This is a genomic window from Cytobacillus firmus DS1 (genome assembly GCF_000565285.1).
Classification (GTDB): domain Bacteria; phylum Bacillota; class Bacilli; order Bacillales; family Cytobacillaceae; genus Cytobacillus; species Cytobacillus firmus_A.
This window is the reverse complement of record NZ_APVL01000002.1, coordinates 94,255-120,455: the sequence shown is the minus strand read 5'-3', so window position 1 is coordinate 120,455 and position 26,201 is coordinate 94,255. Positions and strand designations below refer to the sequence as shown.

The window sequence follows — 26,201 nt, the reverse complement described above, 5'->3', positions numbered from 1 at the left end:
TCATTTATGGTATAGTAGAGAATGTGATAAATAAAGGCACTGTGAAGGCAATTGCTGGCCTTTAGAAGTCTAAAAATTCCAGCAGAAGACAGCAGTCCAGCTCACCAGAGCCGAATTTGAAAATTATTTTAGGAGTGTTCAACATGAAGAAATGGATGATATCGCTCTCCATTGCAGCCGGAGTAATTGGATTAAGCGCATGCAGCAGCACCGGCGGCGAATCAGGAGATGTTGTTGTTGAAACAAAGAGCGGAAACATTACGAAGGACGAGCTTTATGAAGCAATGAAGGAAAAATACGGCGAACAGGCGCTCCAGGAACTCATTTATGAAAAAGTTCTTTCTGATAAATACAAAGTAACAGACGAGGAACTTAACGAGAAGATTGATGAATTAAAACAGCAGCTTGGCGCTAACTTTGAAATGGCGCTTATGCAATATGGCTATAAAGATGAAGAAGATTTAAGGGAAACCTTCAAAACAGGCTTGCTTCAGGAAAAAGCAGCGATTAAAGATATTGAAGCAACAGAAAAGGAAGTAAAAGAATACTACGATAACTACAAGCCGGAAATTAAAGCACGCCACATCCTGGTTGAGGATGAAAAAACGGCGAACGAAGTCAAGAAAAAGCTTGATGAAGGCGGAAAGTTTGAAGATTTGGCCAAAGAATATTCTAAAGACCCTGGATCTGCTGCAAATGGCGGAGATTTAGGCTGGTTCGGCCCAGGTAAAATGGTTCCTGAATTCGAAGAGGCAGCTTATGCCCTTGATGTGAATGAAATCAGCGCTCCTGTACAATCAGAACATGGTTTCCATATCATTCAAGTAACAGAGAAAAAAGAGAAAAAGTCATTTGATGAAATGAAGAAGGAAATGGAATATCAAGTGAAAGTCTCCAAGCTTGATGGCGAGAAAATACAGCAGGCAATGGATCGTGAACTAAAGGCTGCTGATGTTGATATTAAAGATAAGGAACTAAAAGGAGTTCTTGATAAACCTGAAGCTGAAGGTGAAGCTGGAACTGAAGCGAAATAAAAAAAACGGGGCTCCATGCTGGAGTCCCGTTTCTTATGTGTTATTATAATCAGCCTGCCGATTGCTGAGCTGATTTCCGCTCTTCTTTTTCCCGTTCAAGACGCTTCATATAAATTTCACCCTCGCGTTCTATGCTGTCATGCTCCACTTTTTTCTCTTCTCTTCCTGTCCTTACCGCCATATATGCACTTATAACGATTCCGGCTGCAACAAAATATACCCAAATTGGAATCATAGTTTCCCCTCTTTCTTTTCATAATGGTTGTCCATTTACTATAAAATGTATGCAGAACCAGAAAAAATATGATAGACAGCCATTAAAGTGAAACTTCAAACAGTGGGGGGGTTCCTTATCCCCCACTGATTATTAGTCGCGTTCTAGTGTCGCTAAGATCTCGCTAGCGCTTCGATCAATCGACACTACGAACCCGATTGGTTCAACTAAGCCTCTGCCTGCGCGTCGGCAAGTTTCACTGTATTTCACCAATCGGGCCTTTACGGGCAGTTTGACACCCACTTATCCACCTTTGATTCCTCCGAGTCTTGAAGTGGGGGTCTTACTGCCTGTTAGACTGCGATAAAAATGCCATCCTTTCCCATTAGGAAGGATGGCATTTATTATTTATGAAAACTAGGCTTATAGAATGAACGGTTATCCAGAGCAAATACCCTCTCCGAGAACTCTCCCGGCTTTACCCTCTCAAGAGCTCTATCAAGCATATTCATTTTTGCATCAATATTATCAATATAATGAAGAATTTCTGCTTCCTTGATTAACGGCGGCTTCGGGCTTCCCCATTCTGCTTTGCCGTGATGGGACAAGACCATATGCTGAAGGACCATAATCTCTTCACCGCTGATTCCCAGTTCCTCAGCAGCTTTTCCTATTTCATTGATCATAATGGTTATATGTCCAAGCAAGTTTCCTTCTATTGTGTAAGAAGTTGATATCGGTCCTGACAGCTCTGTTATTTTACCTAAATCGTGCAAGATCACACCGGCATATAGTAAGTCCTTATCCAGACTTGGATACAAACCGGATATTACTTTAGCCAGATCCAGCATAGAAACAACATGATAGGCAAGGCCTGAAACGAACTCATGATGATTCTTGGTAGCAGCCGGATATTCAAGAAAGTCCTTTTGATGCTTCTTCAATAAATGGCGAGTGATCCTTTGGATATTCGGATTTTTCATTTCAAATATATATTGAGTGATTTTACTCATCATTTCATCAGTACTTAAGGGTGCTGTTTCGAGAAAGTCTGCCAGCTTCACCGGATCAGATGGAGATGCCGGCCGTATTTGGCGGATTCTTAACTGATTGCGTCCACGGTAATTTAAAATATCTCCCGCCACTTTTACGATGGTTTCAGGACTGTAGTTTTTGGCATCATCTTCAGACACATCCCAAAGCTTTGCTTCAATTTCCCCGCTTTGGTCCTGGAAGATAAGGGTCAAGAACGGCTTTCCATTACTCGCAATCCCTTTAGCTGCACTTTTGATGAGCAGAAAAAGCTCGATTTGTTCTCCTACTTCGTAATAAACAATTCCTTTCGACATACGCGCGCCGACGCTCCCTTCACGAGGTTGTTTAAAAAGGGCATTCACAAACAGACAAATCTTTTGCAGCCTCTTTAAACATGCAATTCTATTAACCTAGTATACCATACAGATACGGCTCTCTCCTAAATAAATCATGTCATTTGCCCACCGTAAAAACCCATTCACGTTTTCATGAATGGGTTTTTTGATATTTTCAGGTTACAGCAAAAGCAGCAATATTGGTATGAATAACGAAAGAATAATGGCAGAAGTTGTCATGGCAATACACCCCATGGCACCTTCTTCCTCTCCCCACATGAGTGATCGGCTGGCTCCCAGCATCTGTGCTGAAGTGCCCATTGCCAATCCCTTTGCGGCTTTACTATTTATTCCTAGCCACTTCAATAGCTTCGGTCCCATCATAACTGAAAATAGACCAGAAAATAGCACAAAGAAAACAGTAAAGGCCGTTGTCCCTCCCAGGCCATCCGACACCGTTAAAGCTACCGGGAGTGTTACCGAACGCGGAATAAGAGATGCCATAATCTCCTGATTAAAGTGAAAAAGCTGTGACATGATGTAAACCGTAAATATGCCTAAAGATGTCCCGGCAAAGACTCCTGAGAATATTTTCTTAAGATGTCTTTTCATTAAGGGCCACTCCTTATATAAAGGAACAGCAAAAGAGACAACCGAAAGCTGGAGGAGCAGTTCAAACAGACTGCTTCCTTTTTGATAGGCTGATAGAGGGATGTTGCAAAATAATAGAATGATAAGCAAGAGCGCAGTTCCGGTATATAAAGGATTTAACCAGCTCTTCTTAAATCTCCTGAAAACTTGCAGGCTTGCAATATAACTGGCAAGAGTCATCAAGATGCACCCTAAACTATTGAAAAAAACAGAACTCATTTTTGACTCCTCCTTTTTATGTTCTCATACAATTGAACTGAATACGCTGTGCCCAATAAACTGCAAAAGCTGCTTAGAATAAGGACCAGAAGGAAATGAAAATTTAACAGAGGAATAAAATTGGGAGACAAAAATAATCCAATGACAAAGGGGATAAACAGCAGGGACATGTGTTTAATTTGAAAAGATGCTGCTTTTTCTATCCATTCTAATTTAATCAAATTAGTTACCAATAGGATTAATAACATAATCATCCCTATGACACTTCCAGGAAGCGGAATATGAAAGAACTCAGCAGCAAAATTCCCTGCAATCAGAAAAATAGCGAGTAACAATATTTGAATCAGCCAGGGCAATTGATTTTCTCCTTCCTAACCGCTTTTTATCATCTTACTGGATAAAAAAAGAAAAAACATGATACTTGTAAGGTTTCTTTACACACTTTTTTTAATACTTGTTAGTTTTTGTTAGATTTGCTTACCATATAGATAAAAAGCTGCCTGTTTTAATTAGACAGACAGCTTTTCCTTTGCAACTGATTGTATTTGTTCTTCCTGAAAATGTGGCAGAAGATGCTTATGACAGGTGAAAAATAAAATTTGCCTGCCTGTAAGGTTCTTTAACAGGTTAATCATTCTTTCCGTTCGGACATGATCAAAATTCACGAAGCTATCATCAATAATAATGGGGAACGGGTATTTGCTATAAATCGTCATGGCGAGTGCAAGCCTAAAGGAGACGTATATCTGTTCCGCAGTCGCCTGGCTCAGTTCTTTCGCTTCAAAAACTGCTCCTGTCCTGCTTTCTATCAGAAAACCGCTTCCTTCCTGTTTAGGAAAAATCCGTACATATCGGCCATTGGTTAAATAAGAAAGATATTGCTCTGCCTTTCCCAGTATTTTGGGCAAACGCTCATTTTTAAAACTGTTTATTGTTCGATCTAATATATCCTTGGCAGCAGCATATTTTGCCCACTCCCTTGCTTCTGCTTCAAACTCAGATTTCAGCAAAGCGAACTTATGGAGTAGTTCCGTATATGTTCCGCCCTCTTCAAGAATTCCAATTTCATGTTTTACTTCTGCAAGTTTGCTCTGCAGACCAGGAATACTTTCCTTCAGCTGAGCAGCTTTTTCGCTAACAGCTCGAATCTCCGCTTCCGGTCTTCTCAGATTGGAGTATTTTTCGATTTCTTCCTGTGAATAAGAGTTAAGATTCATTTGCTTGCGGACCTGTATTATCTGTTCTTCAAGTTCTGTTAATTTCTGTGCTTCTTCTGCTTTTTCCCGGTATTCCTCGGCATCGTCAGTGCCTGCGCTTGAGAGCAGGTGCTCGCATTCTTTTTTGAAGTGGCTAAGTTCGGCAAGCACTGTGCTGTGTTCAAGCTTTAACTCCCGAAGCTTGGTTTCTCTTTCACCCTGCTTGATTTGTTTTTCCGTTTCTTCCTTTAGCCTTTTTTTCAGCTGATAGCCGATTTCCTGAACACTTCCCGGCTCGCCATCCAATAGAGAATTTAGCTCTTGAAAAGATTGGAGCTTCTCATTAATTCCCTTTTCTGCTGATGCCTTTCTTTCAAGGGTATATTTCTTTTCCCTGTTAAGGACTTTCAGTTTTTCAATCAGACTAAAAGCCTCGCTTAAATAGTTCTTGGCAATTTCAGAAGGAAGCAACAGCTGTTTTCCCAGCTGCAGGAGTTCAGATTCAAGTACGGCAGATTCCTTTTCCCATTTTTCAAAAGAGCTAATGACCTTTTCGTATTTTTCATTTGTCTGTTCAAGCTGAAATTGTAATTGGATAAGCTGATTTTGCCTTTCGCTGTCTTTCTTCAGCTGTACCTCCAGCCTAGCAGCATGCTGTATGTCAGGATGCTTCAATTTTTCCAGCAGTGATTGTTCTTTTTCAATCAGGGCTTTTATCTCATCTTTAATAAAGCTGTCCTCACCCTTAGGCTCCTTTTTGTTTGCAACAGCAAAACAAAAGGCTGCTCCTATCAGCCCTGCACCTGCAATCACCCATAATTGACTAAAGATTCCCCAGCCGGCAAAAACTGCAAAAAGAACTCCCAAAAACAAAAGCTGCCTTTTTTCCTGGTATGTTTTTTGCTGTCTTTTTTCCTGTTCCTTTTTTTCTGTTTTTAGAAGGAACTGAAGCCTTTCCTGTGTATCCTGCAGCTCTTTTTCGATATTATGCTTATTTGCAGTGAAGCTTAGTGTTTCTTTAATGGCCGCACGTTCATCCTCCGTAAGAATCTGCTTTTTCAATTCGCCAATTTTCTGTTCCGTATTCACAAGCGCCGTCTTTTCATCGTTAAACCGATCATCCAACTCCAGTTTCATAGCTTGCAGGTGGTTTCTCCGGGAATTTACTGCATTAATCTTTTCCTTCATAAAAACACTCGTATCAGCCTGCTCAAGCTGCTGTTCGTCAATTTGAAGATGAAGTCTTTCCTGGAGGTTTAAAATTTCCTCTGAAATATTATCCAGCTTTATTGATAATTCTTTTTCTTCTTGCGTTAATCTATCCAGCAGCGGCAGCCCCTCTGCTGCTGCATTGATTTGCGGCTCATGCTTAAGAAGCAAATGATCAGGCTGACTGCTTTCCAGCTCTTGTTCCAGGATGCTTATTCTGGATTCCAGACTGGCTCTTCGTCCTTCCAGCGGCTGAATCAGGCTTTCCAGCTTCTCCAAAAGAGCAAGCCCATTTGCCGGAAAAGACACGTCTGTAAATCGTTTCCGTTCTTTGATCAGCTCTTGCTCCTCTGCCAATAATGGATAGAGTTCCTTCCATTCTTTTAAACGGGATAGCTCATGCTGTTGTTGCTCCAGCTCATGCTGAATTCTCTGTAAATCGTTTTCGAGACTTTCTTTTTCATGCAGTAATATCCAATACTGTTCATTATTCTGCTCCGCTTTTTTCAAATCCCGATGCAGCTGCTTCATCTCTTTCAGTTTTACATTCAGGGAAGGCTTTTTTCCGTTTGGCTTAAAGCGGCTTTCCAATTCCTTTTGAAGTATATTTTCAGCAGAAACGAGATGATCCGTACCCAGTGAGCCTGCTGAAAACAAATACCTTCCCAAATCTTCACCCTTCATTTGATTCACATTTTGCAGCCCATGAATATTAAAGGAGAAAATAGATTGATACAGACTTTTATCTATATGGTTAAGGAGTTCACTTAAAAGTTCTTCTCCTCCCCTTGTTCCATCTTCAAGCAGGACGCTGACATCCCCCGATGCTTTGCCTTTAACCCGCTCTATTACCGCCTTCCCTCTATCAGGAAAAACAGCGGTTATTCTGCCGCCATATTTTGCTCCTTCCTTAGGCTCATACCTTAATTCCGATTGGGTCTTTGCCGGAAAGCCAAAAAGAACACTATGGATAAAAGACATGACGGTAGATTTGCCTGCCTCATTTTCTCCGTAAATAACCTGCAAGGGTTGGATATCGTCAAGTATAAAGTCAGAAAGCTTTCCATAACCGTAAATATGTATGTCTGTAATTATCAAGGGTCCACCTCCATTCATTGTCCTCAAGCTTTATATAAAAGGCCCACCAGCAGTGCTTCGGCTTCCTCGGCGATTCTCTGTTTTTCATCCTTAGTGAGTTCGTCCATAAATCTCCTTGCAAGGGGATGTGAATACAAGGGCAAAGCACTTTCACTGCGCTCTGCAAACTGATCCGCTGTTTTAAAAAGCTCACTGAAAAAATCTGATTCATTTGCCAGCTTTTCCTTATTCCACATTCGTTTTTCTTTCACTGTGATACCGGAAATCCATACAAATGATTCCTCATCTGCCTCATCCTCCTGCAGCGTTTCGAGGAGCTCACCATTTGTTATGCTTCTTAATTCGTGATCAGGCATGCCTGCATTGGCAAGAGTCAGATTCAGGACTGTTCCCCGCCTGTTTTGGCGCTTTTCTTCCATCAAATTTAAGCAAATCTCATATACATCCTGATAGTTCTTCAATCCGGAAGCATCTATCTCTGCATTTTCCCAGATAACAGGAGCAGCCTCCAGAAACTCCGTCTTTGCACCAAAACGATCAAGTTCAACTAAATAGCATCCTTTCGGACCGGTTTCTTTCCGGTTTCTTCCCTGTATATTACCGGGGTAAATGACGGGTGGCTCAGAAATGATGACCTCCCGTTTATGTATATGTCCGAGAGCCCAATAATCAAATCCTTTTCCCAGCAGATCATTTATTCGGAACGGCGCATATGGATCATGATCACTGCTGCCTTCAAAAGAGCCATGAAGTATTCCAATATGCAGATCAGCTCCATCTTCCCTGCTATATTGATCGATCATCCTTTCCAGCACATGTCTCTTAGGGTAGCTGAAACCATAAAGATGAACAGATGTGCCATTTTCAGCAGTATGCTTCACTGCTTCAACCTCATGGGAAAAAATATGGACATTCTTCGGCATTGGCAAATGGGCCCATCGGCCATCCATATGGTCATGATTACCATGGACTGCATAAACAGCAATCCCGCATTCAGCCAGCCGCTCCATCTCCTTCCGAAAACGGGTTTGTGCTTTTATGCTCCTGTCTTCAACGTCAAATAAATCCCCGGCTAAGATGACAAAATCCACAGAATGGAAAATGGCTAAGTCAATTATTTTAGTAAATGCATCGAAAGTACTTTCCTGAAGCTTTTTGAAAATGGCCGGAGGCAAATGCTTCAAACCGGACATTGGACTATCCAGGTGCAAATCAGCAGCGTGAATAAACGTAACCCTTTTCATGTAAACTTCCTTTCATTCCTTTTCTTTCATTTTACCTCATATAAAAAGCGAATGCACGTTCCTATTTGTATTGATATAAGATATTTCTTTCCAGAGTTTTCTTAATTGGTTTTAGACCGGGAAGCTTGTGCATAAAAATGTACAAGACTCTTTCCCCGAGGATCGGCTTAGAGATTCAGGGAAAATTTAAAGGGCGGAGTGGTATATTGGGAATTGGAATTTATTTAAGTTATGTGTTTCTCGGACTATCTTTGGCAGCTCCAATTGGGCCGGTAAATGCTGTCAGGCTTGAAAAGGGGATAAAAAATGGATTTTGGCATGCCTGGATTGTTGGAGTTGGCTCCATGTTTGCTGATGCCTTTTATATGCTTGTTGTATACCTTGGGCTTGTCCATTTTTTGGATACTCCTTTCGTACAGATCTTTTTGTGGCTTTTTGGAGGATTTATTCTTTTATATACAGGGATCGAAAGTATTGTAAATGCCAATAAAATTTCCATAAGCTATGTGCGCAGCCAGGATTCATTGTTTAAATGCTTTTTCTCCGGATTTATTATGTCCATTTCCAGTCCTCTTTCCATTCTGTTCTGGCTGGGCATTTACGGATCTGTCCTTGCAAAAACAGCCGCATCCTATGGAAAAACAGAACTCTTTTTATATAGTACCATGATTTTTCTGGGACTCATGCTATGGGATATATTTGTCGCAGGATTGACCACAGGGTTTCGCCGATTCCTTACCTCCAAAGGGATCATCATGATATCAATTTTTTCAGGATTATCGCTGATTGGATTTGGGGCTTATTTTGCATTCGAAGGACTAAAAGCATTATTTGCATAAAGTGAAACTTCAATCAGTTGGTGTTTTTCTTATCCCCACTGATTGTTAGTCGCGTTCTAGTGTCGCTAAGATCTCCGCTAGCGCTTCGATCAATCGACAGTACGAACCCGATTGGTTCAACTAAGCCTTTGCCTGCGCGTCGGCAAGTTTCGCTGTATCTCACCAATCGGGCCTTTACGGGCAGTTTGACCCCCACTTATCCTCCTTTAATTCCTCTGAGTCTTGAAGTGGGGGTCTTACTGCCCGTTAGACTGCGATAAAGAATTTCATTGAAAAAGCTCCGTTTCTTAAAGACGGAGCTTTTTCATATTATTCGTTTTTAGTAAGCTGTAGTGCTTTTTTAATATCTTTAAACGAATTGGATTTGCCATACATCAATACTCCGCCCCTGTATACTCTCGCTCCAAAGACAGCGAGCAGTATAATGGAAACGAGAAGGATCACGATCCCGAGAATTGGCTCCCATACCGGCAGTGACAGCATCCCCACTCTCATGAACATGAGCATCGGAGTGAAGAATGGAATAAAAGACGTAATAGTTACAAAGGAAGCTTCCGGCTGGCTTAAGCCAAACATAGCAATCATAAAACCTGCCACAACCATCATGGTCATCGGAGTAATCATCTGCTGGATATCTTCGATCCTGCTTACCAGCGAACCAAGAAAAGCCGCCAGTGTGGCGTAAAGGAAATATCCAAGAATGAAAAAGATGAGTGCATACGCGATAGTCGAAGCCGGAATGTTTCCAAATCCAAAGAATTCAAAAAAGCCGCCTTCCATCGTATCAAGATTTTGTTTGACTGAAAAATAACCAACTAATAGTATGAACGCCATTTGCGTCAGGCTAAGCAGCCCGATTCCCAATATTTTTGCGAACATCTGCTTGATTGGTGAGACACTGGATATCAAAATTTCCATGACACGGGAAGACTTTTCTGTCGCTACCTCCATGGCAATCATATTAGCGTATAAGATGACTGCAAAATAAATGATGAATAACAGAACATAAACAAGTCCTCTTGCCTGATTCAGTTCCTCTTCTGTTTTAGCATTTTCTTCAAGAGCTGTCTTATCAAAAGGCACCGGCTCATATAGTTTGCTTAATTGCTCCGGGCTAAGGTTTATTTGTGTGGCGGCCATTTGCGTTTTCAGCTGCTGCAGCCCGCCCTGCAATTCGGAAGAGATAGCTGAATCGGCTATGCTTCTTGCTTTATAGGCTGCTTCAGGCAGCTCTTCTTCAGTAAAGGATAACAGTAAAAGTCCTTTATACTCTTCATCCTTAACAGCATTTTCTCCTTCTGCCTCTGAACCATTGTAGGCAATTAAAGATATATTGTTATTTAGGGCATCCATTTGTTCCTGAAGAGGAGCTAACAGCACACCTGTCTCATCGATTACTGCAATTCGTTCTTCATCATCCTTATCGAAATAATCAATAATACCTGATAAGTTGGCAAGCCCTGCAACTATCACCACAGTAATGAGAGTCGTAACAATAAATGACTTGGTCTTCAGCTTGCTTAAATAAGTATGAAGAAGAATCGTCATAAAGTTATTCATAGGAAGCACCAGCCTTTTCTATAAAAATATCATTCAGAGATGGCTCTTCCAAAACAAATTTACGGACAAATCCCTTCACTGCAACCTCTCTGAAAATGGATTCAGCGGCATCTTCACCAGAAATCTGCAGCTGAATCCCCTCAGCTGTCTGTCTGGCTTTCACCACTCCCCTGATATCCTTCAAAAAGCTTAAATCATAATCTGCATGGATAATTAGATTTTTTCTGCCAAAGGAACGTTTAATTTCTTTTAAAGACCCGTGGACAACCGGCTGCCCTTTTTGCATGATGCATAAGTGCTCACAAAGCTCTTCTACATGCTCCATCCTATGTGAGGAAAAAACAATCGTTGTCCCGTTATCCTTTAACTCCATAACAGCATCCTTCAGCAGTTCCACATTAACCGGATCCAGTCCGCTGAATGGTTCATCCAGAATTAAAAGCTTTGGCTTATGTATAACTGCAGTAATAAATTGGATTTTCTGCTGGTTTCCCTTTGAAAGCTCTTCAATTTTTTTATTGGCGTATTCAGGTACTTTGAATCGTTCAAGCCAATAAGTTAATTCCTTTAAACAGTCCTGCTTTGCCATTCCTCTCAGTTTAGCTAAATAGATAACCTGATCCTTGACCTTCAGCTTTGGATATAAGCCCCTTTCTTCAGGAAGGTAGCCTATCAGCGGACTGGTTGAATAATCGATGGGATTTCCATTCCAGGTAATCTTTCCTCCGCTGGGATCCAATAGTCCCAGAATCATTCGGAAGGTAGTCGTTTTACCGGCGCCATTCGCCCCCAGGAATCCAAACATCTCACTTTCGGGAATAGAAAGTGACAAATCGTCCACTGCCGTAAACGCACCAAAACGCTTTGTTACATTTTTAAGCTCTAAAGCCATATCGAATTCCTCCTTTTCCTATTTAGCAATACGTACAGAGTAGGCAAAAAGTTCCCTGATTTAAAATATTTTGTATGTTAATTTACTGGATTTCTCATAAATAAATATTTTGCACATTTAAAGAAATTATGTAAGAATAATAGTAACTATCTGAATTTTATAATAAGAGGGTGTCTTATAATGAAGACTTATAAGCTTACTGCATTTGAACAGGACGGGGAAAAGATACTGGATGAAGCATTCCAGGCTGCTTCTGATGACGAAGCTAAGAGTGTAGGAGAAAAGCTCCTTAAGGAAAAAGGGCTTGATGAAAAAACTCATCGCTGCACTTCTCCTGCGGGCAAGCTGATTTTGTTTCATAGATAGGAAAAAAGCAAAGGGCTCAGCTCTTTGCTTTTCTTTTGTGGATCCTTATTTCCCCTTAAACACAGGCTTCCTTTTTTCAATAAAGGCCTGGATTCCTTCTTTGTGATCTTCTGTTTGCCGCATTTTATGCTGGCCAAGCTTTTCGAGTTCAAGCACTTTCAGGAGGAGCGGCCGATTTTTATCTGCAAGGATTTTCTTTGTCTTAATCATTGCTTCTGTCGGGCTCTTCAGCCATTGGTTCAATTTTGCTTCAACTGCTGTACGTAAATCAGCTCCTGCTATTTCGTGAATCAGCCCCATTCGCAGAGCTTCATCAGCAGTCAGCACTTTTCCTTCCCAGATTAAATGCTTCGCTTTATCTTCGCCAATGCGCTGCTGCAGGAAGAAGTGAGCCCCTCCGTCAGGAATTAATCCGATTCCAATAAAATTCATGGCAAGCTTGCTGTCCTTGTCTGCCAATGTATAATCAGTGGCAAGGGCCAGGCTTAGACCCAAACCGGCCGCTGCCCCTGTGACAGCACTTATGGTCAGCTTCGGCATGCTATAAAGAGTTACAGCCAGCTCGCTGATGCAATCCATCACATCCGGGAAATCGCTTTCATTTGTTTCCAAAAGCATTGTTTTAATATCCCCTCCTGATGAAAATGCTCGGCCCCTTCCTTTCAATACAACAATATCGATCTCGTCCATTTGGCCAATATCTTTCATGGCAGTCAAGAGCCCTTTCAGCATTTCCACATTCAATGCATTCAATGATTCTGGCCTGTTCATCTCAACCGTGGCCACTCGACCATCAAGCTGCACGCTGACAGTATCAGTTACAAAATCTGTTGTCAAAATACTTCTCCTCCTTAATAAGCTTCTTTTATTATAAAGAGTATTATTATATTTAAAAAGTGTTTTGTCAAAAAATTTATAATTTTGTCACTTATCCGTTATCCCCTCAATAATTCATACTTGTATGGGTGAAAGATAATGGCGGTATTTATCACACGCTTGGACTCTGCTTGTTGAATTCGCTCTTTCTGAAAAAACTTTACACCTTAAAAAACAGCATCCACCGAAGGATGCTGTACTTGGCCTTTATTTACTTTGCATGACCTGTATATTCTTTTTGGACCTGATCTCTTAAAGCCATTTTGAGGAATTTCCCTACAGAGGTTTTTGGTATTTCCTCAAAGAAAAGTATTTCATCCGGAAGCCACCATTTTGCAAATTGCGGTTTCAGGAATTCATAAAGCTCTTCTTTTGTGGTCTGCCCTTTAAATGGCTCTTTCAGAACAACGCATGCGACCGGTCTCTCCTGCCATTGCTCATGCGGGACAGCAACTACCGCTGCCTCAAATACCGACTCATGAGCCATTATGGCATTTTCGATATCAACGGAAGAAATCCACTCCCCTCCGCTTTTGATTAAATCTTTTGTCCTGTCAACGATTTTCATGAATCCTTCTTCATCGATGGTTACGACATCTCCCGTATAGAGCCAGCCATCACGGAATGCCTCGTTGGTCCGCTCATCTTTATAATATTCAGAAGCAATCCACGGCCCTCTTATGGCGAGTTCCCCCATTTCCTTTCCGTCCCATGCTGCTTCGCCATCCTTGCCGGCAATCTTCATTTCCAGCCCGGGTACAAGGATGCCCTGTTTTGCTTTTATGTCCAGCTTCTCTTCGGCTGAAAGCTCTTCCTGATAGCTTTTTAAAGTCGAAATTACAACAAGCGGGCTTGTTTCAGTCATTCCGTAGGCATGCATGAATGGAATTTTGTGCTTTTGCTCGAAGGCTTTAATCATGCCTTTTGGCGCTGCTGAACCTCCACACAGAACCGACCGGAGTGAGCTCATGTCATATTTATTTTCATCAAGTTCTTTTAATAGTCCGAGCCAGATTGTCGGCACTCCGGCTGTTATGGTGACTTTTTCTGATTGGATAAGTTCAGCCAGAAGTTTAGGTGTAAAATATGGTCCCGGCAGCACAAGAGTCGTTCCAAACCAGACAGCAGCAAAAGGAAGTCCCCATGCATTTACATGGAACATCGGCACTACCGGAAGGGCGATATCTTTCTCGCTTACCGCTGCACTGTCTGCCATTCCCAGTGCCATACTGTGAAGGACAATGCCCCTGTGGGAATAGACGACACCTTTAGGGTTGCCTGTGGTTGCTGAGGTATAGCACATTCCCGCTGCTGAATTTTCATCCAGATCATCAGGATATTCATAGGCACCGCTTGCTTCATTGATAAGGGTTTCATAGTGATACACCGGGGCAAGTGAAGTCTCAGGCAATTCATCTTCATCAGTCATAATAATGAACGCCTTGACCGTCTTCAATTCATCCTTAACCTTCTCAATTAGCGGTACAATGTCAGGATCGATCAGCAGCACTTTATCTTCTGCATGATTAATAATATATGTAATATGCTGAGGTGACAGTCGGATATTAATCGTGTGGAGAACGGCTCCGCTGCATGGTATGGCAAAATAAGCTTCCAGGTGGCGATGATGGTTCCATGCCAGTGTTCCGACCTTATCTCCTCTATCAACTCCCAGCTTTTGCAGGCTTTCTGCCAGCTTCCTGGTCCGTTCTGCAATCTCCTTATATGTAAATCTCTGAATTCCGCCGGACGTTCTTGAAACGACCGTTTTCTTTGGAAAATACTTTTCTGCCCGCTTGATCATTTGCGTCATAGTCAAAGGTGTCTGCATCATCATTACAATTCCCCCTTTTTAGAAAACGCTTACATTTAGAATCATAGAGTTCTATGATCTTTTACCTATTTCATTCTCTTTATTTTCAGAAATTCCTTTAATATTTTTCTCAATTTTCTAAAATATTTTCACTGGAAAAATCCCCGCCTATTCGGCAAGGGATTCGTGTTTATTAAATAGCTCTCTTAATATTTTCAATTTCTCGTTTGTATAATGCTCAAAACTGTCATTATACGATTTAGGATCCTTCGGGTTTGCAAAATGAGTGATTTTCCCTGTCTGAGGATCAATGAACTTACTGGAGGCACCGCATCCAAGCCCGATGATTGTCTGCTGTTCTTCCATAATCATGATGTTATAGATGCTCTCCTGATTCGGAAGGGCATAGCCGACATTTTCAAGATTGCCGAGAATATTTTTCTGACGGTAAAGATAATAAGGATGGTAATTATGCTTTTTTGTCCAATCATCAGCCATGTCCATCATTTTTTCAATTTCTTCCCGCTCGGCAACTTTATATTTTTGCTTGTTCTTCGTCATTTCCGAAGCTCGTTTAAAGGATAAAGTATGAACTGTCAGGGATTCCGGCATTAATTTCTCAGTTTCTTCCAAAGTATGCGAAAATTCCGGAACACCTTCTCCAGGAAGCCCAATAATCAGATCCATATTGATGTTGTTCATCCCCATATTGCGGGCCAGATGGAACTTATCCACGGTTTCTTCCACTGTATGGTGGCGGCCAATGGCTTTAAGGGTCTCCTGAATATAGGACTGAGGATTGATGCTGATTCGGTCAATATTCCATTTTTTCAGCACTTCAAGCTTTTCAGGTGTGATTGTATCCGGGCGGCCGGCTTCCACAGTGACCTCCCGTATGTTTTCTACATCGGGAAAAGAGTCATACATTTCCTCATAAAGCATATCCATCTCTTCTGCCGTAATGCTTGTCGGAGTCCCTCCGCCATAATAGACAGTGGTGATTTTCACATTATTTTCTTTCAGCCAATCACCAATTTTGCGCATTTCGAAATGAAGGCCGCCAAGAAATGAGTTAACTGAACCCTGCCTGCCATTAATCGCATATGCAGGAAAAGTACAATACGCGCACTTTGTCGGGCAGAATGGAATGCCAATATATATGCTGACTTCATTTTTCAAGTCATAAAGATCCGGTACGACAGCAAGCTGCCTGTCTATTATATTCTGCATGAGCTGAATTTTTTCATCTGTAATTAAGTACTCTTCCTTCAGCTGCTGATGAGCTTCCTGGAGAGGTGTCTGATTCTGCATGGCACGGTGAAGCAATTTTGTAGGTCGTACCCCTGTAAGAATTCCCCACTTCTGGGTAATGCCCGTCCAGTCCTGCAAAACAGTCAGATATACATGTGATACTGCATTCTTCACTTGTTTAAAATTCTCTTTTTCTGACTCAGCCTGAACGAATTCCTTTTCAAAATTGGCTGTAAAGTTCCTGCTGTTTTTATCAGTAAGCTCTGCAGCGGCTTTAATGCGTTCTCCTTGCTCAATCTGAAAAGAAATGCTCAGATCTGCTGCAGTATTCTCACCCAGCACCACTTCACATTCTTCAAAAAAAAGGTTCCCGATCAGCCGGAGCGGCCGATGGAACCGTTCATCCTGTATACCTAAAATTGAAATGTTCAAATTGATCACCTTTTTTAGAAAGTATATTAATCTGCCGATGTCTTTGTTTTCAGAGGGCAGCTGCAAAGTGACTGCTTTTCATGTTGACAAACTTCTTTTAGTGTACAGAAATGGTGAAACAAGGTCAATATAAGGGAAATGATTCCTAGTGATTACTTATATGTATTCATGCTGCTCCTTCCTTTCTCCTTTGCCCAGACAAAAAAAGAGCCGATTTTCTAATCGAGCTCTTTCATTGCTTTTTATTTTAATAGATTCATTTTCTTCAGGAATTCGATTGGATGCTGTTTGCGGAAATGTTCTTTAACCATGTAGCTTACGCCGCTCTGGTCATTGGATCGTGTCAGCCAGTCTGCTGCTTTTTTTACTTCTGCCGGGGCATTGCCCATTGCCACACCCAAACCGGCGGCTTCAATCATTTCCTGATCATCTTCTGAATCTCCTATGACGACCATTTGGTTTCTGGAAATTCCAAGGTGTTCACATAAATAGAGCAAACCATTCAGCTTTGAAACTCCGGCAGGAACAATGTCCATTCTCAGATCATTCAGTTTAATGACTTCCACATTTTCAAACATGCCCCAAATGGCTGTCTTAGCATCCTCAAGTTCTTCTTTATCTTCAAAGTACACTTCAATTTTTGGCGGTGTGACCGGCTCATCTAAAATGGTGTCACTTAATGAATCCACAAACTGCTGGGAATAAAAAATGGGATCGCCGGTGGTAAAAACAGTTTTAGCAAGCATATTGGTATTGAGCTTCGTTTTGTTGGCAAGGGAATATTTTTCGTGCACCAGCCTGATTTGACAGGTAAAGCCTTCAAGCAGACGCACGATTTCAAAGGTTTCATCTTCCTGAATCCTTTTTACAAATATCGGTTTTTCCTGGGAAGCTGCAATATATGCCCCCCTGTGTGTGACCAGCAAAGAATTGATTTTCAATGCTTTAGCCACTTTTTTTGCGGATGGAAAGCTTCTGGAGGTGACAAGTGTTACATAAATTCCCTTTTGCTGCACATATTCAATCGCTTCTTTTGTTGATTTATGAAGTCTTCCATTTGATTGGAGTAATGTTCCGTCTATGTTTAAAGCAAGCATTCTGTATATCATCCAATTTGCCCCCTATTCTCGGTGTAAAATTGTCCTATTACACTTTTATGAGGGAAAAGAGTGGATTAGAACATAACATGGACAATGAGGAAATTTTTTCATAGTTTAACTGCTAAATGACGGCTAATGCCTGATTACACCGATCATTTGATATAAAAAATGATAAATTATTCATTTACATTTTGTTTGCTCCGTATTAAGATGGAATCATTAAAAACTGCATATCCAAGTTTTGCACTAGGGGAGCTTTTTGGCTGAGAAGAACAATCCGTTCTGACTCTTATCACCCGATCTGGATAATACCAGCGTGGGGAAGTGCAGGTGAACGGCTATCATTTATAGTGTATTGATAACATTCAACTGCATTTCCTTATGGGAATGCAGTTTTTTATTTTCATTAGGCTCTTTTCGTGTAAATTGTTGTTTTTCGCCTATTAATGTTGTCCGTTGATTTCCGCTCCAGGCTGCTCGCTTTCCGCGGGGCGGGCGGTGAGCCTCCCCGACGCTGCGCGTCTGCGGGGTCTCATCTGTCCCGCTACTCCCGCAGGATTCTCGCACCTTCCGCTACAATCAACTCAGTAAATCATATACATGAAGCAACAAACCTTGCGAAAATAGCCTTTCATTAAAACTAAACTAGGAGGATGTCAAAATGCAGGAAAATTTTCTATGTGGAACAAGTGAAATTACGGGGTGCAGGTTTTCAATTTATCCAATGACTGACAGGTTTGCAGATGTTATTTTATCAGCTCTAAAAGAAGTGGACACGAGCAAGGTATGGATGGAAACAGATGATGTGAGCACCTGTGTGCGAGGCAGGTCCATTCATGTTTTTGATGTGGTCAAAGCTATTTATCTTGAAGCTGTTAAGCATGGTGACCATGTAGTATTTAACGGCACTTTTTCAAATGGATGTCCCGGTGATTCTGCAGGCGATGCTTATCTTGCTGAAAATGAGGAACGGGCGAATGAAGAATCAGCAGCAGGGAACAGCCAGGAAGTCGCTGTCCAGTTCGCCCTTTATCCGATGGGGATTCCTGATTACATGAACGTCATTATGGACCAGGTCGAGCTTGCAAAGAAGGGTACTTTTACTAAAGGGGTGCATTATGCTTCAAGATTAGATGGAGATGCACACGCTGTTTTTAAAACACTGGAGGATGCTTTTGAAAACTGTAAGAAAAGCGATTCTACGCATATTGTTATGACGGTGAATATGTCTGCAAACAGTCCTTCCAAAAAGGGGACTGAGTAATATGCTCGAAAAGTGGAAGCTTCGTGAAGTCATTGTCCTGTCTGTACTCGCTGTCGTGTTTGCAGTTGTATACCTGGTATTCCTGCAATTTGGCAACGTGCTATATGGAATGTTCGGCTTAATTGGCTATGATCTTATTTTTGGCATTTGGTTTATTGTTTCAATCATCGCAGCGTACATAATCAGAAAGCCCGGAGCAGCCTTTTTATCGGAAACCATCGCCGCAGCCATTGAAGTCATGATTGGCAATGCAGTTGGTCCCCGCCTGATTCTGTCGGGCATGATTCAGGGGATTGGAGCGGAAGCTGTTTTTGCGGCAACGAAATGGAAAAATTACCGGACATGGGTGTTAATTGCTGCCGGAATGGGCTCTTCTGTTACAAGCTTTATTTGGGGCTATTTCATTTCCGGCTATGCTGCCCTCTCACCCGCTTATGTAACGGCTATGTTTTTTGTGAGGCTGATCAGCGGTGCTTTACTAGCCGGATTGCTGGGGAAATGGCTGAGCGAGAGCCTTGCGAAAACCGGGGCATTAAACAGCTTTCCTATTGGAAAAGAGCTGAAAAGGGGAAAAACGAAAAATGGCATTACAGCATAAACAGCCTTTATTAATAACAGAACAGCTGTCCTTCCGGCATGAAGATGTAAAGAATCCTATTTTTAAGAATGTAAATTTCAGCCTTTATCCAGGAGAAGCTGTTTTATTATTGGGCCCAAGCGGCTGTGGGAAAAGCACGCTTGCTTTCTGCTTAAATAAATTGTATCCGGAAGCCGTTGATGGCGAATTGGACGGAACCATTTCATTCAAGGGAAAGAAATTCGAAGAATTCCGGCCAGGTGAAATTAATCAGCACATTGGCATTGTGTTTCAGGACCCTGAAAGCCAATTTTGCATGACAACAGTCGAGGATGAGCTGGCATTTGGGCTTGAGAATATGAAAACACCTCCTGAAGAAATCGAGAGTAAGATTGATGAAGCATTGGAGCTTGTTGATCTTTTGCCATATAAACATACCTTAATCCACACTCTTTCCGGAGGCCAAAAGCAAAAGCTGGCACTGGCATGTGTATTGTCATTAAAACCGGAGATCCTGATTTTGGACGAACCGACAGCAAATCTGGACCCGGCTTCAAGCTATGAACTCACACGCATCATCAAAAAGCTTAAAGAGAACCAGGCATTTTCCCTTCTAATCATTGAGCACAAGCTGGATGATTGGATTGATTTGACAGACCGCTGCGTGGTACTGAACAGGGAAGGCGAAATTTTATTTAATGGAAGCACTGCAGACTGCTTTAATAAATATGCAGAAGAACTTCTCCTAGAGGGTATCTGGCTGCCTAGCGCAGTAAGAGCAGGTCTAATAGGAAAAAAAGCAGGGATTTACAAAGGGGAAAAGCTTCCTTTAACTGATCAGGAATTAATTGCTGGATTTGTAAATCCCTATGCTGCACTTCAGATTTTAGATAACCAGAAGACTAAACATCAAGTCTCTGAAGAGCAGATCATCCTATCGGCAGAGAATCTTTATTTTCATAAAAACGGGAAGGATTTGCTTAAAAATATAAGTTTTTCTGTTAGGAAAGGTGAATTTGTAGCAATAGCCGGTTCAAATGGATCCGGAAAAACAACGCTTTCCGGACTGCTGGCAGGATTATATGCTCCATCCAAAGGAAGCATCCTTTTTGGTGATCGCTCCCTTTCCCAATGGAAGGAGCAGGAGTTAAGACTAAAATTAGGATATGTTTTTCAAAATCCCGAACACCAATTAATTGCAGATTCTGTTTTTGATGAAATTGCCTTCAGTCTGAAAATACAGCGAATGACAGATGCCGATATAAAAAAAGTGGTTCAAGCTGTTCTGCATCAGGTGAACTTACTCCAGCACGCTGATATGCATCCTTTTTCCTTAAGTCAGGGACAAAAGCGGCGGCTTAGTGTCGCATCAATGCTTGTGAATGACCAGGACCTGCTCCTTCTTGATGAGCCGACCTTTGGACAGGATGCCAGGACTTCTGTGGAGCTTATGAAGCTATTGGAAACAAAGATCCAAAGCGGCGGATCCGTGGTGATGATCACGCATGACATGGAAATCCTCCATTCCTATGCGGACAAAGTTATTGTTCTTTCAGAAGGAGAGAAGATATACGATGGTTTGCCAGATGCATTATGGAAGAAAGAGGAGATTATGAAGATTGCTTCCCTCAAGGTTCCTTACATAGAAAAACTCAGGAACAATATCGGGTCCATTGCAGGGAGGGAAAAGTTTGCCCTTACATAAATTTAACCCAAGCATTAAAGCATTCACTGTCATAGTCTGTGTGTTAATTCTATCGGTTTTCTTTGATCCGGTTACACCTTTTCTGACTTTAGTGATGACTGCAGCAGCCACCTTTATTTTTGGAAGAGTTTCATTCAAAAGATGGATTCTGCTTTTCTCACCATTTATCTTTATGGCTGCAGTATATATTTGGTCAGCTTTAATTTTTTCTAAAACGATTGAAGGAGAAACCATATTATGGTCATGGGGAATCTTCACATTGACTGAGGAGGGCTTTCAGCGTGCCCTCTCCCTTGGAATGAGGGTTCTAAGTTTCACCTCACTGTCACTTCTGTTCATTTTAACCACAAAGCCGACAGAATTTCTGCTCAGTTTAATGCAGCAATGCCGGCTCCCTCCAAAGCTTGCATATGGAATCATGGCAGGCTATCGGTTCCTGCCATTAATGAAAGAAGAATTTGAGATTATCCGAAGTGCCCACCGGATCAGGGGAGTACCCAAAGCCCGGACACTCCCGGAGAAAATGGCAGAGTTTAAGAGATATACAGTTCCTCTCCTGGCAGGAGCGATCCGTAAAGCTGAGAGGACGGCCATGGCAATGGAATCAAAAGGCTTTACCGGAGATAAAAATCGGGATTTTTATCATAAAATCTCTGTTTCCTGGAAAGATTGGGCATATTTTGCCATCTTTATAGGAGCAGTACTGTTCAGTACCTATATTTCATGGCTACTTGGGTTTCTCAAGCTTTATAATGGCGAACTTTAGAAGGCAATTCATGATTTCTGTGCGGATAGCATCTTTTTATGTGAAGTAGGAGAATTTTAAGTACATCTAAAGTTTTTTCTGTGCGTTTAGCTAAGTGCGCAAAGATGATTTGGACAAAAATACCATAAAGTACCATAAATAACTATGAATAAATCTTATTTACTCTCCTAAAGCTATAATTGTAACAATCAAGAATACTACACCAAGGAGATGATTTACATGGCAAGAAACAGCAATTCTAATCAGCTTTTAGTATCAGGAGTCAGTCAGGCAATTGATCAAATGAAGTATGAAATTGCAACAGAATTCGGTGTGAACCTTGGCCCGGAAACATCTTCAAGAGCAAATGGATCAGTAGGCGGAGAAATTACGAAGCGCCTGGTGCAAATGGCTGAGCAGCAGCTTGGCGGAGCACGCTAATCCTAAAACGAAATCATATTAAAATAAAATGCCGCTTCCAGCCAATACTGAAAGCGGTTTTTTCCTCTATTTAAGCATACCCAATATATCCTCCACTGCCTCAAAAAGTGATGGGGCCTGGATATCTGCACTTGTTGGACCCGAGCCGATAAAAACAGTTTTACAGCCAGCCTTCCTGCCCGCTTCAATGTCCCGCTCGTGATCGCCTGCCATAATGCTTCTTGACAAATCAAGATGGTGCCTTTCAGCCAAATCCACCAGCATGCCTGCATTAGGCTTACGGCATTCACAGCCTGCTTTCGGCTTATGAGGACAATAGGCGACCTCTTTAATATGTCCGCCTTTTTCTGCAACAAGCTCCTGCAGCCTTTCATGAATTCTCTTTAGCTCCCTTTCTTTCAAAAAGCCGAGTCCCACGCCGCCCTGATTGGTCACAACGAAAATTTCATATCCGGCTTTGGTCAGTGCTGCCACAGCTTCTGCAGCCCCTTCCAGTAAATATAACTGCTCAGGCTTGTTAACGAATTTTACCCTGTCTGATAAAACCTCATTCAAAACGCCGTCCCGGTCCAGAAAAATGGCTTTATTCAATGTGCTGCCCCTTTCATTAAATCAATATCTATCATAAAGGTACCCAAACCTTGTACAGTTTAATATAGATAGATGCATTTTTCTTATAAAAAAACTCCCGGAATCCAATTTCCGGGAGTTTTCTGATGGTATTATTCAGCTGCACCATAAAGCTCTTCAAGAGGCTTCATGATGATTTTGTTCATTTCTGCAATCATCATGCTCATGCGCTGTTCTGCTTCCATAAGCTTTGAGATCTGGGCGTGCTGCTGTACAAGTGCGACTGTCTTTTGAGCCTGTTCTACTTCTTCCTGTGTAATATCCTGGCCCATCATTTGTTTTTGCTGTAGTTCCATCTGGATTTTGCGGAAGTTATCAAACATTGCTTTTGCAGACGGATCTGCATTCACATCATCATATGCTTGCTTTAGAGCCTTATATTCATCGCTTTCCCGCACTGCTTTTTCTAATTCATAGGCTGAATCATATAAATTTACTGCCATTTAAAACACTCCTTCCGAATCTTGTTCAAAATGGACAATTCATCTTCCGTTTCGAACATCCACTACACTATAACAAACTATGACAGTAAACGCGAGGCGATACCCTTTAATTAATCAATATAGCTATGATTCCCTGTACGAGACCAATAATACCCCCAAGCAGAAAACCTAAATTTGTAATCATGGCTAACTCGCTTTTGATTATGGAAAAGACCATATCTTCTAATCTTTCAACCGAAAAATTGCTGACCTGTTCCCGGACAATTTCTGCCAGACGAAGCCGTTCCATAACCATTTCTGTCTTTCCTGAAAGCCAATCAGAAAGCATCTGAACACTTTTAGGAGCCAGCTCATCTGTCAGTACAGTCCTGTAAGGGGCCACGAAAGATGAAATAGGTGTTTTAAATACATTCTCCAGATTAATGACTCTGTGTGCAATATTTTTTAATACTGAAAGAATCTGTTCCTTTTCGAGCTGCTCTTCAATAACTGCAGCTTCCATCTCAAGAATTTTGCTCCACTCTTTTTGTAAAAGGGTTGTAATCAGGTCGGCCGTACCCTCATTACTTAAAAATCTAATGATTTCCGGCTGAATTTTATCGGCAAGATTGATGTTGCCCATGAACATCTGCAGCATATTGCTGAGCACGCCGCTTCGCTCACGAACAAAATCATCAGCCATTCTTTGTATCCTCATTTTACCTTCAATGCTGGAGAAATAATCAACTCCTTTTTGAAGGATCATTGAACTGATAGCCGGAATTTTTTCATCCGCTTTATCCAAAAGACCCTGAGGAATAACTTCTTTAAGAGGCAGGCCTCGATATTCACTAATAATTTTTTCATACTTCTGCTCAATTAATAAGTTTATGCGGTTCTCCGTTTTCGCTAGGCCATCCGTGATTCCAAACGCTGCTAGAATGTCCTCTGCTGATTTTTCCGATTGGAGGACAGTTTCCATCTCTTTCTGAACAAGCCCGGTCATATCACGCTGAAATTGATCATTGATGAACTTTTTCTTGATGCTTTCTGGTGTCAGAAGATGATTAACAACCAGCTTTCCCATCTGATCTGCCATTTCATCTCTTCGTTTAGGAATCAGCCCAGGGGTAAATGGAACCTTCCATTTACCTAAGTACACGGCATTATAAGGTTTAAAGAGCATTTTAATAGCCAGGTAGTTAGTAAACCCGCCAATGAGAGCCCCAATTATCATCATTAAAATTATTGTCATTGCAATTTCCATAGATATCTCTACCTTCCTTAAGTTACAGGCGCCTCTCAATTGGCACCATTTAATTGCCCAGAACATACGATATGGTATCAGCTTTTGCCTATTTTTTCATTATACAGTGAAAACTTCATCAATGGGAGTTTTGCACATTCTGCCGCATAAATTCAGCATTCAATTTTCAAACTGCATGAGGCTGTTCAAGAATAGGCTCAAATAAAGATAAGCAAATGAGGAATGATCATGTCAGTTTCTTTATTGCCTATTACGATTGTTCCGGTAAAAATGTTTCAGGAAAATCAATTTTGCATTCAAATTAGCCATTCTCTCGTACATTACTGGAATATTGATTTGCAAATGCCCCACTTGCTGCGGATCGGCAAGCACGCCATTCAGGTAACCATTGAAGGAGCAAACATTACGAAAGATGAGATTATTTTTTGTGATCGGCTTTTTCAGGAATGCTGCCTGCCAATAGAAGATCTCCATTTTGTCGCCAGTTACTCCAGAAAGGAATGTACTATTACTGCCGGGCCTGTAATCGGACTGATGACGGATTTTAATGAGAGTGGCGAAGAGCCTGACTTCCGCTCTATTCATTCTTTTTGTGAAGAATTGCACGAGGTTGTTTCCGGCCTGCACGGGTATTTTTATGTATTTCATTTTCGGGATTGCATTCAAGGAAAGCTGCAGGGATACTGCTTGCGTGAAGGAAAATGGATAAAACGGCCCGTTCCTTTGCCGAGTGTAATTTATAACCGGATTCACTCCCGAATACTTGAAGCAAGTTCTGCTTTTCAATCATTTAAAAATAGCATGATAAAATATAACATCCCAATGTTTAATGACCGTTTTTTATCGAAAAAGGAAATTCATACCCTCCTCTATTCTGAGGAACATATGCATCCCTATCTGCCTGAAACAGCCATTGCAGATGAACAAACCATCAAGGAAATGCTGGCCAGACACAGAGCAATATTCCTTAAGCCCATACACGGCAGCCAGGGACGGAATATTATCAGACTTAGTATACATGGCAAAGAAATCATGACAGAACTATCGACCGGAAACGGCAGGGAAAATACACTCACATTCAAAAATTATGACCGATTTGCACAATGGTTCCAGCAGTACCTCAAGAAAACAATTTTTCTGGCCCAGCAGTCCATACCTCTGCAAACCTATAAAAACAGGCAGCTGGATTTTCGCGTGCTCTGCCATAAAAATTTTCAGGATATCTGGAGGGCTACTTCTGCTGTGGCAAGGATTTCTGCAGAGCAGCAATTTGTTTCCAATATTGCAAGAGGCGGGGAAATTATGAAGCCTCTTAGAATTTTCACGATGCACTCTGATCAGAAAACAGCGGTTCAGCAGCTGGCATTACTAAAGGAGCTTGCAGTTGAAACAGCCACAATCATCAGCCAGAAATGCGAAGGACTTGTTGGAGAACTCGGGATTGATATTGGATTGGACACGAAGGGAAAACTTTGGATCATCGAAGTGAATTCTAAACCCTCCAAGAACTTCGAAGACAAAGAAAAAAGAGTAAGGCCCTCTGCCAAGGCATTGATCGAATATGCAACGGCTTTATCATTCATCGCAGTTTAACGGGCAGTAAGACTCCTCCTTCAAGATTTAAAAGAATGGAAGAAAGCTAATAGAGGAGTCAAACTGCCCAACGAACAAAGACTAAGAACGCCACATCCTGTGGCAACGTCTTTATGACCCACTTCCTGTGGGCCTCAACTAACAATCAGTGAGAAAAGCTCCCACTGATTGAAGTTTCACTTTATCCAAAAAG

The 26,201-nt window shown here is 41.6% G+C and carries 24 protein-coding genes and 1 riboswitch; of the genes, 9 read left to right on the top strand and 15 right to left on the bottom strand.

Annotated elements, in window-relative coordinates; genetic code table 11:
• Positions 1-143: 143 nt before the first annotated feature.
• Positions 144-1,034, top strand: a complete 891-nt coding sequence (locus PBF_RS03060) for a peptidylprolyl isomerase (protein ID WP_035326927.1) — start codon at positions 144-146, stop codon at positions 1,032-1,034.
• 49 nt (positions 1,035-1,083) lie between these two features.
• Here the strand turns inward: PBF_RS03060 and PBF_RS03055 are convergent, their stop codons facing one another.
• From PBF_RS03055 to PBF_RS03030, 6 genes are all read right to left on the bottom strand, one after another.
• Complete coding sequence (locus tag PBF_RS03055; RefSeq protein WP_035326924.1) at positions 1,084-1,269, bottom strand: sporulation YhaL family protein; 186 nt, start codon at positions 1,267-1,269, stop codon at positions 1,084-1,086.
• A 383-nt stretch (positions 1,270-1,652) separates the two neighbouring features.
• On the bottom strand, positions 1,653-2,597 hold the full coding sequence (yhaM, locus tag PBF_RS03050; RefSeq protein WP_035326921.1) for a 3'-5' exoribonuclease YhaM: 945 nt from the start codon (positions 2,595-2,597) through the stop codon (positions 1,653-1,655).
• Positions 2,598-2,798: 201 nt separating this feature from the next.
• Positions 2,799-3,488 carry an LrgB family protein gene (locus PBF_RS03045; RefSeq protein ID WP_035326918.1) on the bottom strand — a complete coding sequence of 230 codons (690 nt, stop codon included), beginning with the start codon at positions 3,486-3,488 and terminating at the stop codon, positions 2,799-2,801.
• On the bottom strand, positions 3,485-3,823 hold the full coding sequence (locus PBF_RS03040; RefSeq protein ID WP_268745096.1) for a CidA/LrgA family protein: 339 nt from the start codon (positions 3,821-3,823) through the stop codon (positions 3,485-3,487). The genes PBF_RS03045 and PBF_RS03040 overlap by 4 nt, the downstream gene beginning before the upstream one ends.
• Before the next feature lie 174 nt (positions 3,824-3,997).
• Entirely contained in the window at positions 3,998-6,991 is a 2,994-nt protein-coding gene (locus PBF_RS03035) for an ATP-binding protein (RefSeq protein WP_035326912.1), read from the bottom strand.
• A gap of 23 nt (positions 6,992-7,014) precedes the next feature.
• Positions 7,015-8,235, bottom strand: a complete 1,221-nt coding sequence (locus PBF_RS03030; RefSeq protein ID WP_035326909.1) for a metallophosphoesterase family protein — start codon at positions 8,233-8,235, stop codon at positions 7,015-7,017.
• A 206-nt stretch (positions 8,236-8,441) separates the two neighbouring features.
• On the opposite strand from PBF_RS03030, the gene PBF_RS03025 reads away from it, so the two are divergent.
• Entirely contained in the window at positions 8,442-9,074 is a 633-nt protein-coding gene (locus PBF_RS03025) for a LysE family transporter (protein WP_035327580.1), read from the top strand.
• 309 nt (positions 9,075-9,383) lie between these two features.
• Here PBF_RS03025 and PBF_RS03015 read toward each other — a convergent pair whose 3' ends face one another.
• Together PBF_RS03015 and PBF_RS03010 are read right to left on the bottom strand one after the other, a co-directional pair.
• Positions 9,384-10,634 (bottom strand): ABC transporter permease, encoded by a 1,251-nt coding sequence (locus PBF_RS03015; protein ID WP_035326903.1) that lies wholly within the window; start codon positions 10,632-10,634, stop codon positions 9,384-9,386.
• Positions 10,627-11,526: an ABC transporter ATP-binding protein gene (locus PBF_RS03010; protein ID WP_035326900.1), complete on the bottom strand. Its 900-nt coding sequence runs from the start codon at positions 11,524-11,526 to the stop codon at positions 10,627-10,629. The genes PBF_RS03015 and PBF_RS03010 overlap by 8 nt, the downstream gene beginning before the upstream one ends.
• A gap of 180 nt (positions 11,527-11,706) precedes the next feature.
• Between PBF_RS03010 and PBF_RS03005 the strand changes: the two genes are divergently transcribed.
• A complete protein-coding gene (locus tag PBF_RS03005) occupies positions 11,707-11,892 on the top strand; it encodes a YhzD family protein (protein WP_035326897.1) in 186 nt (61 codons plus the stop codon).
• A gap of 45 nt (positions 11,893-11,937) precedes the next feature.
• Here the strand turns inward: PBF_RS03005 and PBF_RS03000 are convergent, their stop codons facing one another.
• From PBF_RS03000 to PBF_RS02985, 4 genes are all read right to left on the bottom strand, one after another.
• Positions 11,938-12,729: an enoyl-CoA hydratase gene (locus tag PBF_RS03000; protein WP_035326894.1), complete on the bottom strand. Its 792-nt coding sequence runs from the start codon at positions 12,727-12,729 to the stop codon at positions 11,938-11,940.
• A 250-nt stretch (positions 12,730-12,979) separates the two neighbouring features.
• Positions 12,980-14,602: a long-chain fatty acid--CoA ligase gene (locus PBF_RS02995; RefSeq protein WP_200870011.1), complete on the bottom strand. Its 1,623-nt coding sequence runs from the start codon at positions 14,600-14,602 to the stop codon at positions 12,980-12,982.
• 147 nt (positions 14,603-14,749) lie between these two features.
• Positions 14,750-16,264: a coproporphyrinogen III oxidase gene (locus PBF_RS02990; RefSeq protein WP_035327578.1), complete on the bottom strand. Its 1,515-nt coding sequence runs from the start codon at positions 16,262-16,264 to the stop codon at positions 14,750-14,752.
• A gap of 242 nt (positions 16,265-16,506) precedes the next feature.
• Positions 16,507-17,373 (bottom strand): Cof-type HAD-IIB family hydrolase, encoded by an 867-nt coding sequence (locus PBF_RS02985; protein WP_035326888.1) that lies wholly within the window; start codon positions 17,371-17,373, stop codon positions 16,507-16,509.
• Between the two features lie 229 nt (positions 17,374-17,602).
• A riboswitch (TPP riboswitch) is annotated at positions 17,603-17,704 on the top strand.
• 321 nt (positions 17,705-18,025) lie between these two features.
• Here PBF_RS02985 and PBF_RS02980 point away from each other — a divergent pair.
• The 5 genes from PBF_RS02980 (at position 18,026) to PBF_RS02960 (ending at position 22,096) form a co-directional block, all read left to right on the top strand.
• The gene (locus PBF_RS02980) at positions 18,026-18,628 is read left to right on the top strand and encodes a YkoF family thiamine/hydroxymethylpyrimidine-binding protein (RefSeq protein WP_035326885.1); all 603 of its coding nucleotides are present in this window, start codon (positions 18,026-18,028) and stop codon (positions 18,626-18,628) included.
• A 1-nt stretch (position 18,629) separates the two neighbouring features.
• The gene (locus PBF_RS02975; protein WP_035326883.1) at positions 18,630-19,226 is read left to right on the top strand and encodes an ECF transporter S component; all 597 of its coding nucleotides are present in this window, start codon (positions 18,630-18,632) and stop codon (positions 19,224-19,226) included.
• A complete protein-coding gene (locus PBF_RS02970; RefSeq protein ID WP_035326879.1) occupies positions 19,210-20,910 on the top strand; it encodes an ABC transporter ATP-binding protein in 1,701 nt (566 codons plus the stop codon). The genes PBF_RS02975 and PBF_RS02970 overlap by 17 nt, the downstream gene beginning before the upstream one ends.
• The gene (locus PBF_RS02965; RefSeq protein WP_035326876.1) at positions 20,897-21,676 is read left to right on the top strand and encodes an energy-coupling factor transporter transmembrane component T family protein; all 780 of its coding nucleotides are present in this window, start codon (positions 20,897-20,899) and stop codon (positions 21,674-21,676) included. Before PBF_RS02970 ends, PBF_RS02965 begins: the two co-directional genes overlap by 14 nt.
• 219 nt (positions 21,677-21,895) lie before the next feature.
• Positions 21,896-22,096, top strand: coding sequence for an alpha/beta-type small acid-soluble spore protein (locus PBF_RS02960; protein WP_009331452.1), 201 nt, complete (start codon positions 21,896-21,898; stop codon positions 22,094-22,096).
• A 66-nt stretch (positions 22,097-22,162) separates the two neighbouring features.
• Here PBF_RS02960 and PBF_RS02955 read toward each other — a convergent pair whose 3' ends face one another.
• The 3 genes from PBF_RS02955 to PBF_RS02945 form a co-directional block, all read right to left on the bottom strand.
• The gene (locus PBF_RS02955; protein WP_035326871.1) at positions 22,163-22,687 is read right to left on the bottom strand and encodes a D-glycero-alpha-D-manno-heptose-1,7-bisphosphate 7-phosphatase; all 525 of its coding nucleotides are present in this window, start codon (positions 22,685-22,687) and stop codon (positions 22,163-22,165) included.
• A gap of 131 nt (positions 22,688-22,818) precedes the next feature.
• Positions 22,819-23,169, bottom strand: coding sequence for a YlbF family regulator (locus PBF_RS02950; protein WP_035326868.1), 351 nt, complete (start codon positions 23,167-23,169; stop codon positions 22,819-22,821).
• 106 nt (positions 23,170-23,275) lie between these two features.
• On the bottom strand, positions 23,276-24,415 hold the full coding sequence (locus tag PBF_RS02945; protein WP_035326865.1) for a DUF445 domain-containing protein: 1,140 nt from the start codon (positions 24,413-24,415) through the stop codon (positions 23,276-23,278).
• Between the two features lie 228 nt (positions 24,416-24,643).
• On the opposite strand from PBF_RS02945, the gene PBF_RS02940 reads away from it, so the two are divergent.
• Complete coding sequence (locus PBF_RS02940) at positions 24,644-26,008, top strand: YheC/YheD family protein (protein ID WP_035326862.1); 1,365 nt, start codon at positions 24,644-24,646, stop codon at positions 26,006-26,008.
• Positions 26,009-26,201 lie beyond the last annotated feature (193 nt).

What these genes read in the sequence shown, in the direction of transcription:
- yhaM (WP_035326921.1), bottom strand. Translation starts at nt 2,597, where the DNA reads ATGTCGAAAGGAATTGTTTATTACGAAGTAGGAGAACAAATCGAGCTT.
- PBF_RS02970 (WP_035326879.1), top strand. Translation starts at nt 19,210, where the DNA reads ATGGCATTACAGCATAAACAGCCTTTATTAATAACAGAACAGCTGTCC.
- PBF_RS02960 (WP_009331452.1), top strand. Translation starts at nt 21,896, where the DNA reads ATGGCAAGAAACAGCAATTCTAATCAGCTTTTAGTATCAGGAGTCAGT.
- PBF_RS02945 (WP_035326865.1), bottom strand. Translation starts at nt 24,415, where the DNA reads ATGGAAATTGCAATGACAATAATTTTAATGATGATAATTGGGGCTCTC.
- PBF_RS03015 (WP_035326903.1), bottom strand. Translation starts at nt 10,634, where the DNA reads ATGAATAACTTTATGACGATTCTTCTTCATACTTATTTAAGCAAGCTG.
- PBF_RS03030 (WP_035326909.1), bottom strand. Translation starts at nt 8,235, where the DNA reads ATGAAAAGGGTTACGTTTATTCACGCTGCTGATTTGCACCTGGATAGT.
- PBF_RS03055 (WP_035326924.1), bottom strand. Translation starts at nt 1,269, where the DNA reads ATGATTCCAATTTGGGTATATTTTGTTGCAGCCGGAATCGTTATAAGT.
- PBF_RS03060 (WP_035326927.1), top strand. Translation starts at nt 144, where the DNA reads ATGAAGAAATGGATGATATCGCTCTCCATTGCAGCCGGAGTAATTGGA.
- PBF_RS02995 (WP_200870011.1), bottom strand. Translation starts at nt 14,602, where the DNA reads ATGATGCAGACACCTTTGACTATGACGCAAATGATCAAGCGGGCAGAA.
- PBF_RS03010 (WP_035326900.1), bottom strand. Translation starts at nt 11,526, where the DNA reads ATGGCTTTAGAGCTTAAAAATGTAACAAAGCGTTTTGGTGCGTTTACG.
- PBF_RS03045 (WP_035326918.1), bottom strand. Translation starts at nt 3,488, where the DNA reads ATGAGTTCTGTTTTTTTCAATAGTTTAGGGTGCATCTTGATGACTCTT.
- PBF_RS02985 (WP_035326888.1), bottom strand. Translation starts at nt 17,373, where the DNA reads ATGATATACAGAATGCTTGCTTTAAACATAGACGGAACATTACTCCAA.
- PBF_RS02950 (WP_035326868.1), bottom strand. Translation starts at nt 23,169, where the DNA reads ATGGCAGTAAATTTATATGATTCAGCCTATGAATTAGAAAAAGCAGTG.
- PBF_RS02980 (WP_035326885.1), top strand. Translation starts at nt 18,026, where the DNA reads ATGCAGGAAAATTTTCTATGTGGAACAAGTGAAATTACGGGGTGCAGG.
- PBF_RS03005 (WP_035326897.1), top strand. Translation starts at nt 11,707, where the DNA reads ATGAAGACTTATAAGCTTACTGCATTTGAACAGGACGGGGAAAAGATA.
- PBF_RS02975 (WP_035326883.1), top strand. Translation starts at nt 18,630, where the DNA reads ATGCTCGAAAAGTGGAAGCTTCGTGAAGTCATTGTCCTGTCTGTACTC.
- PBF_RS02940 (WP_035326862.1), top strand. Translation starts at nt 24,644, where the DNA reads ATGTCAGTTTCTTTATTGCCTATTACGATTGTTCCGGTAAAAATGTTT.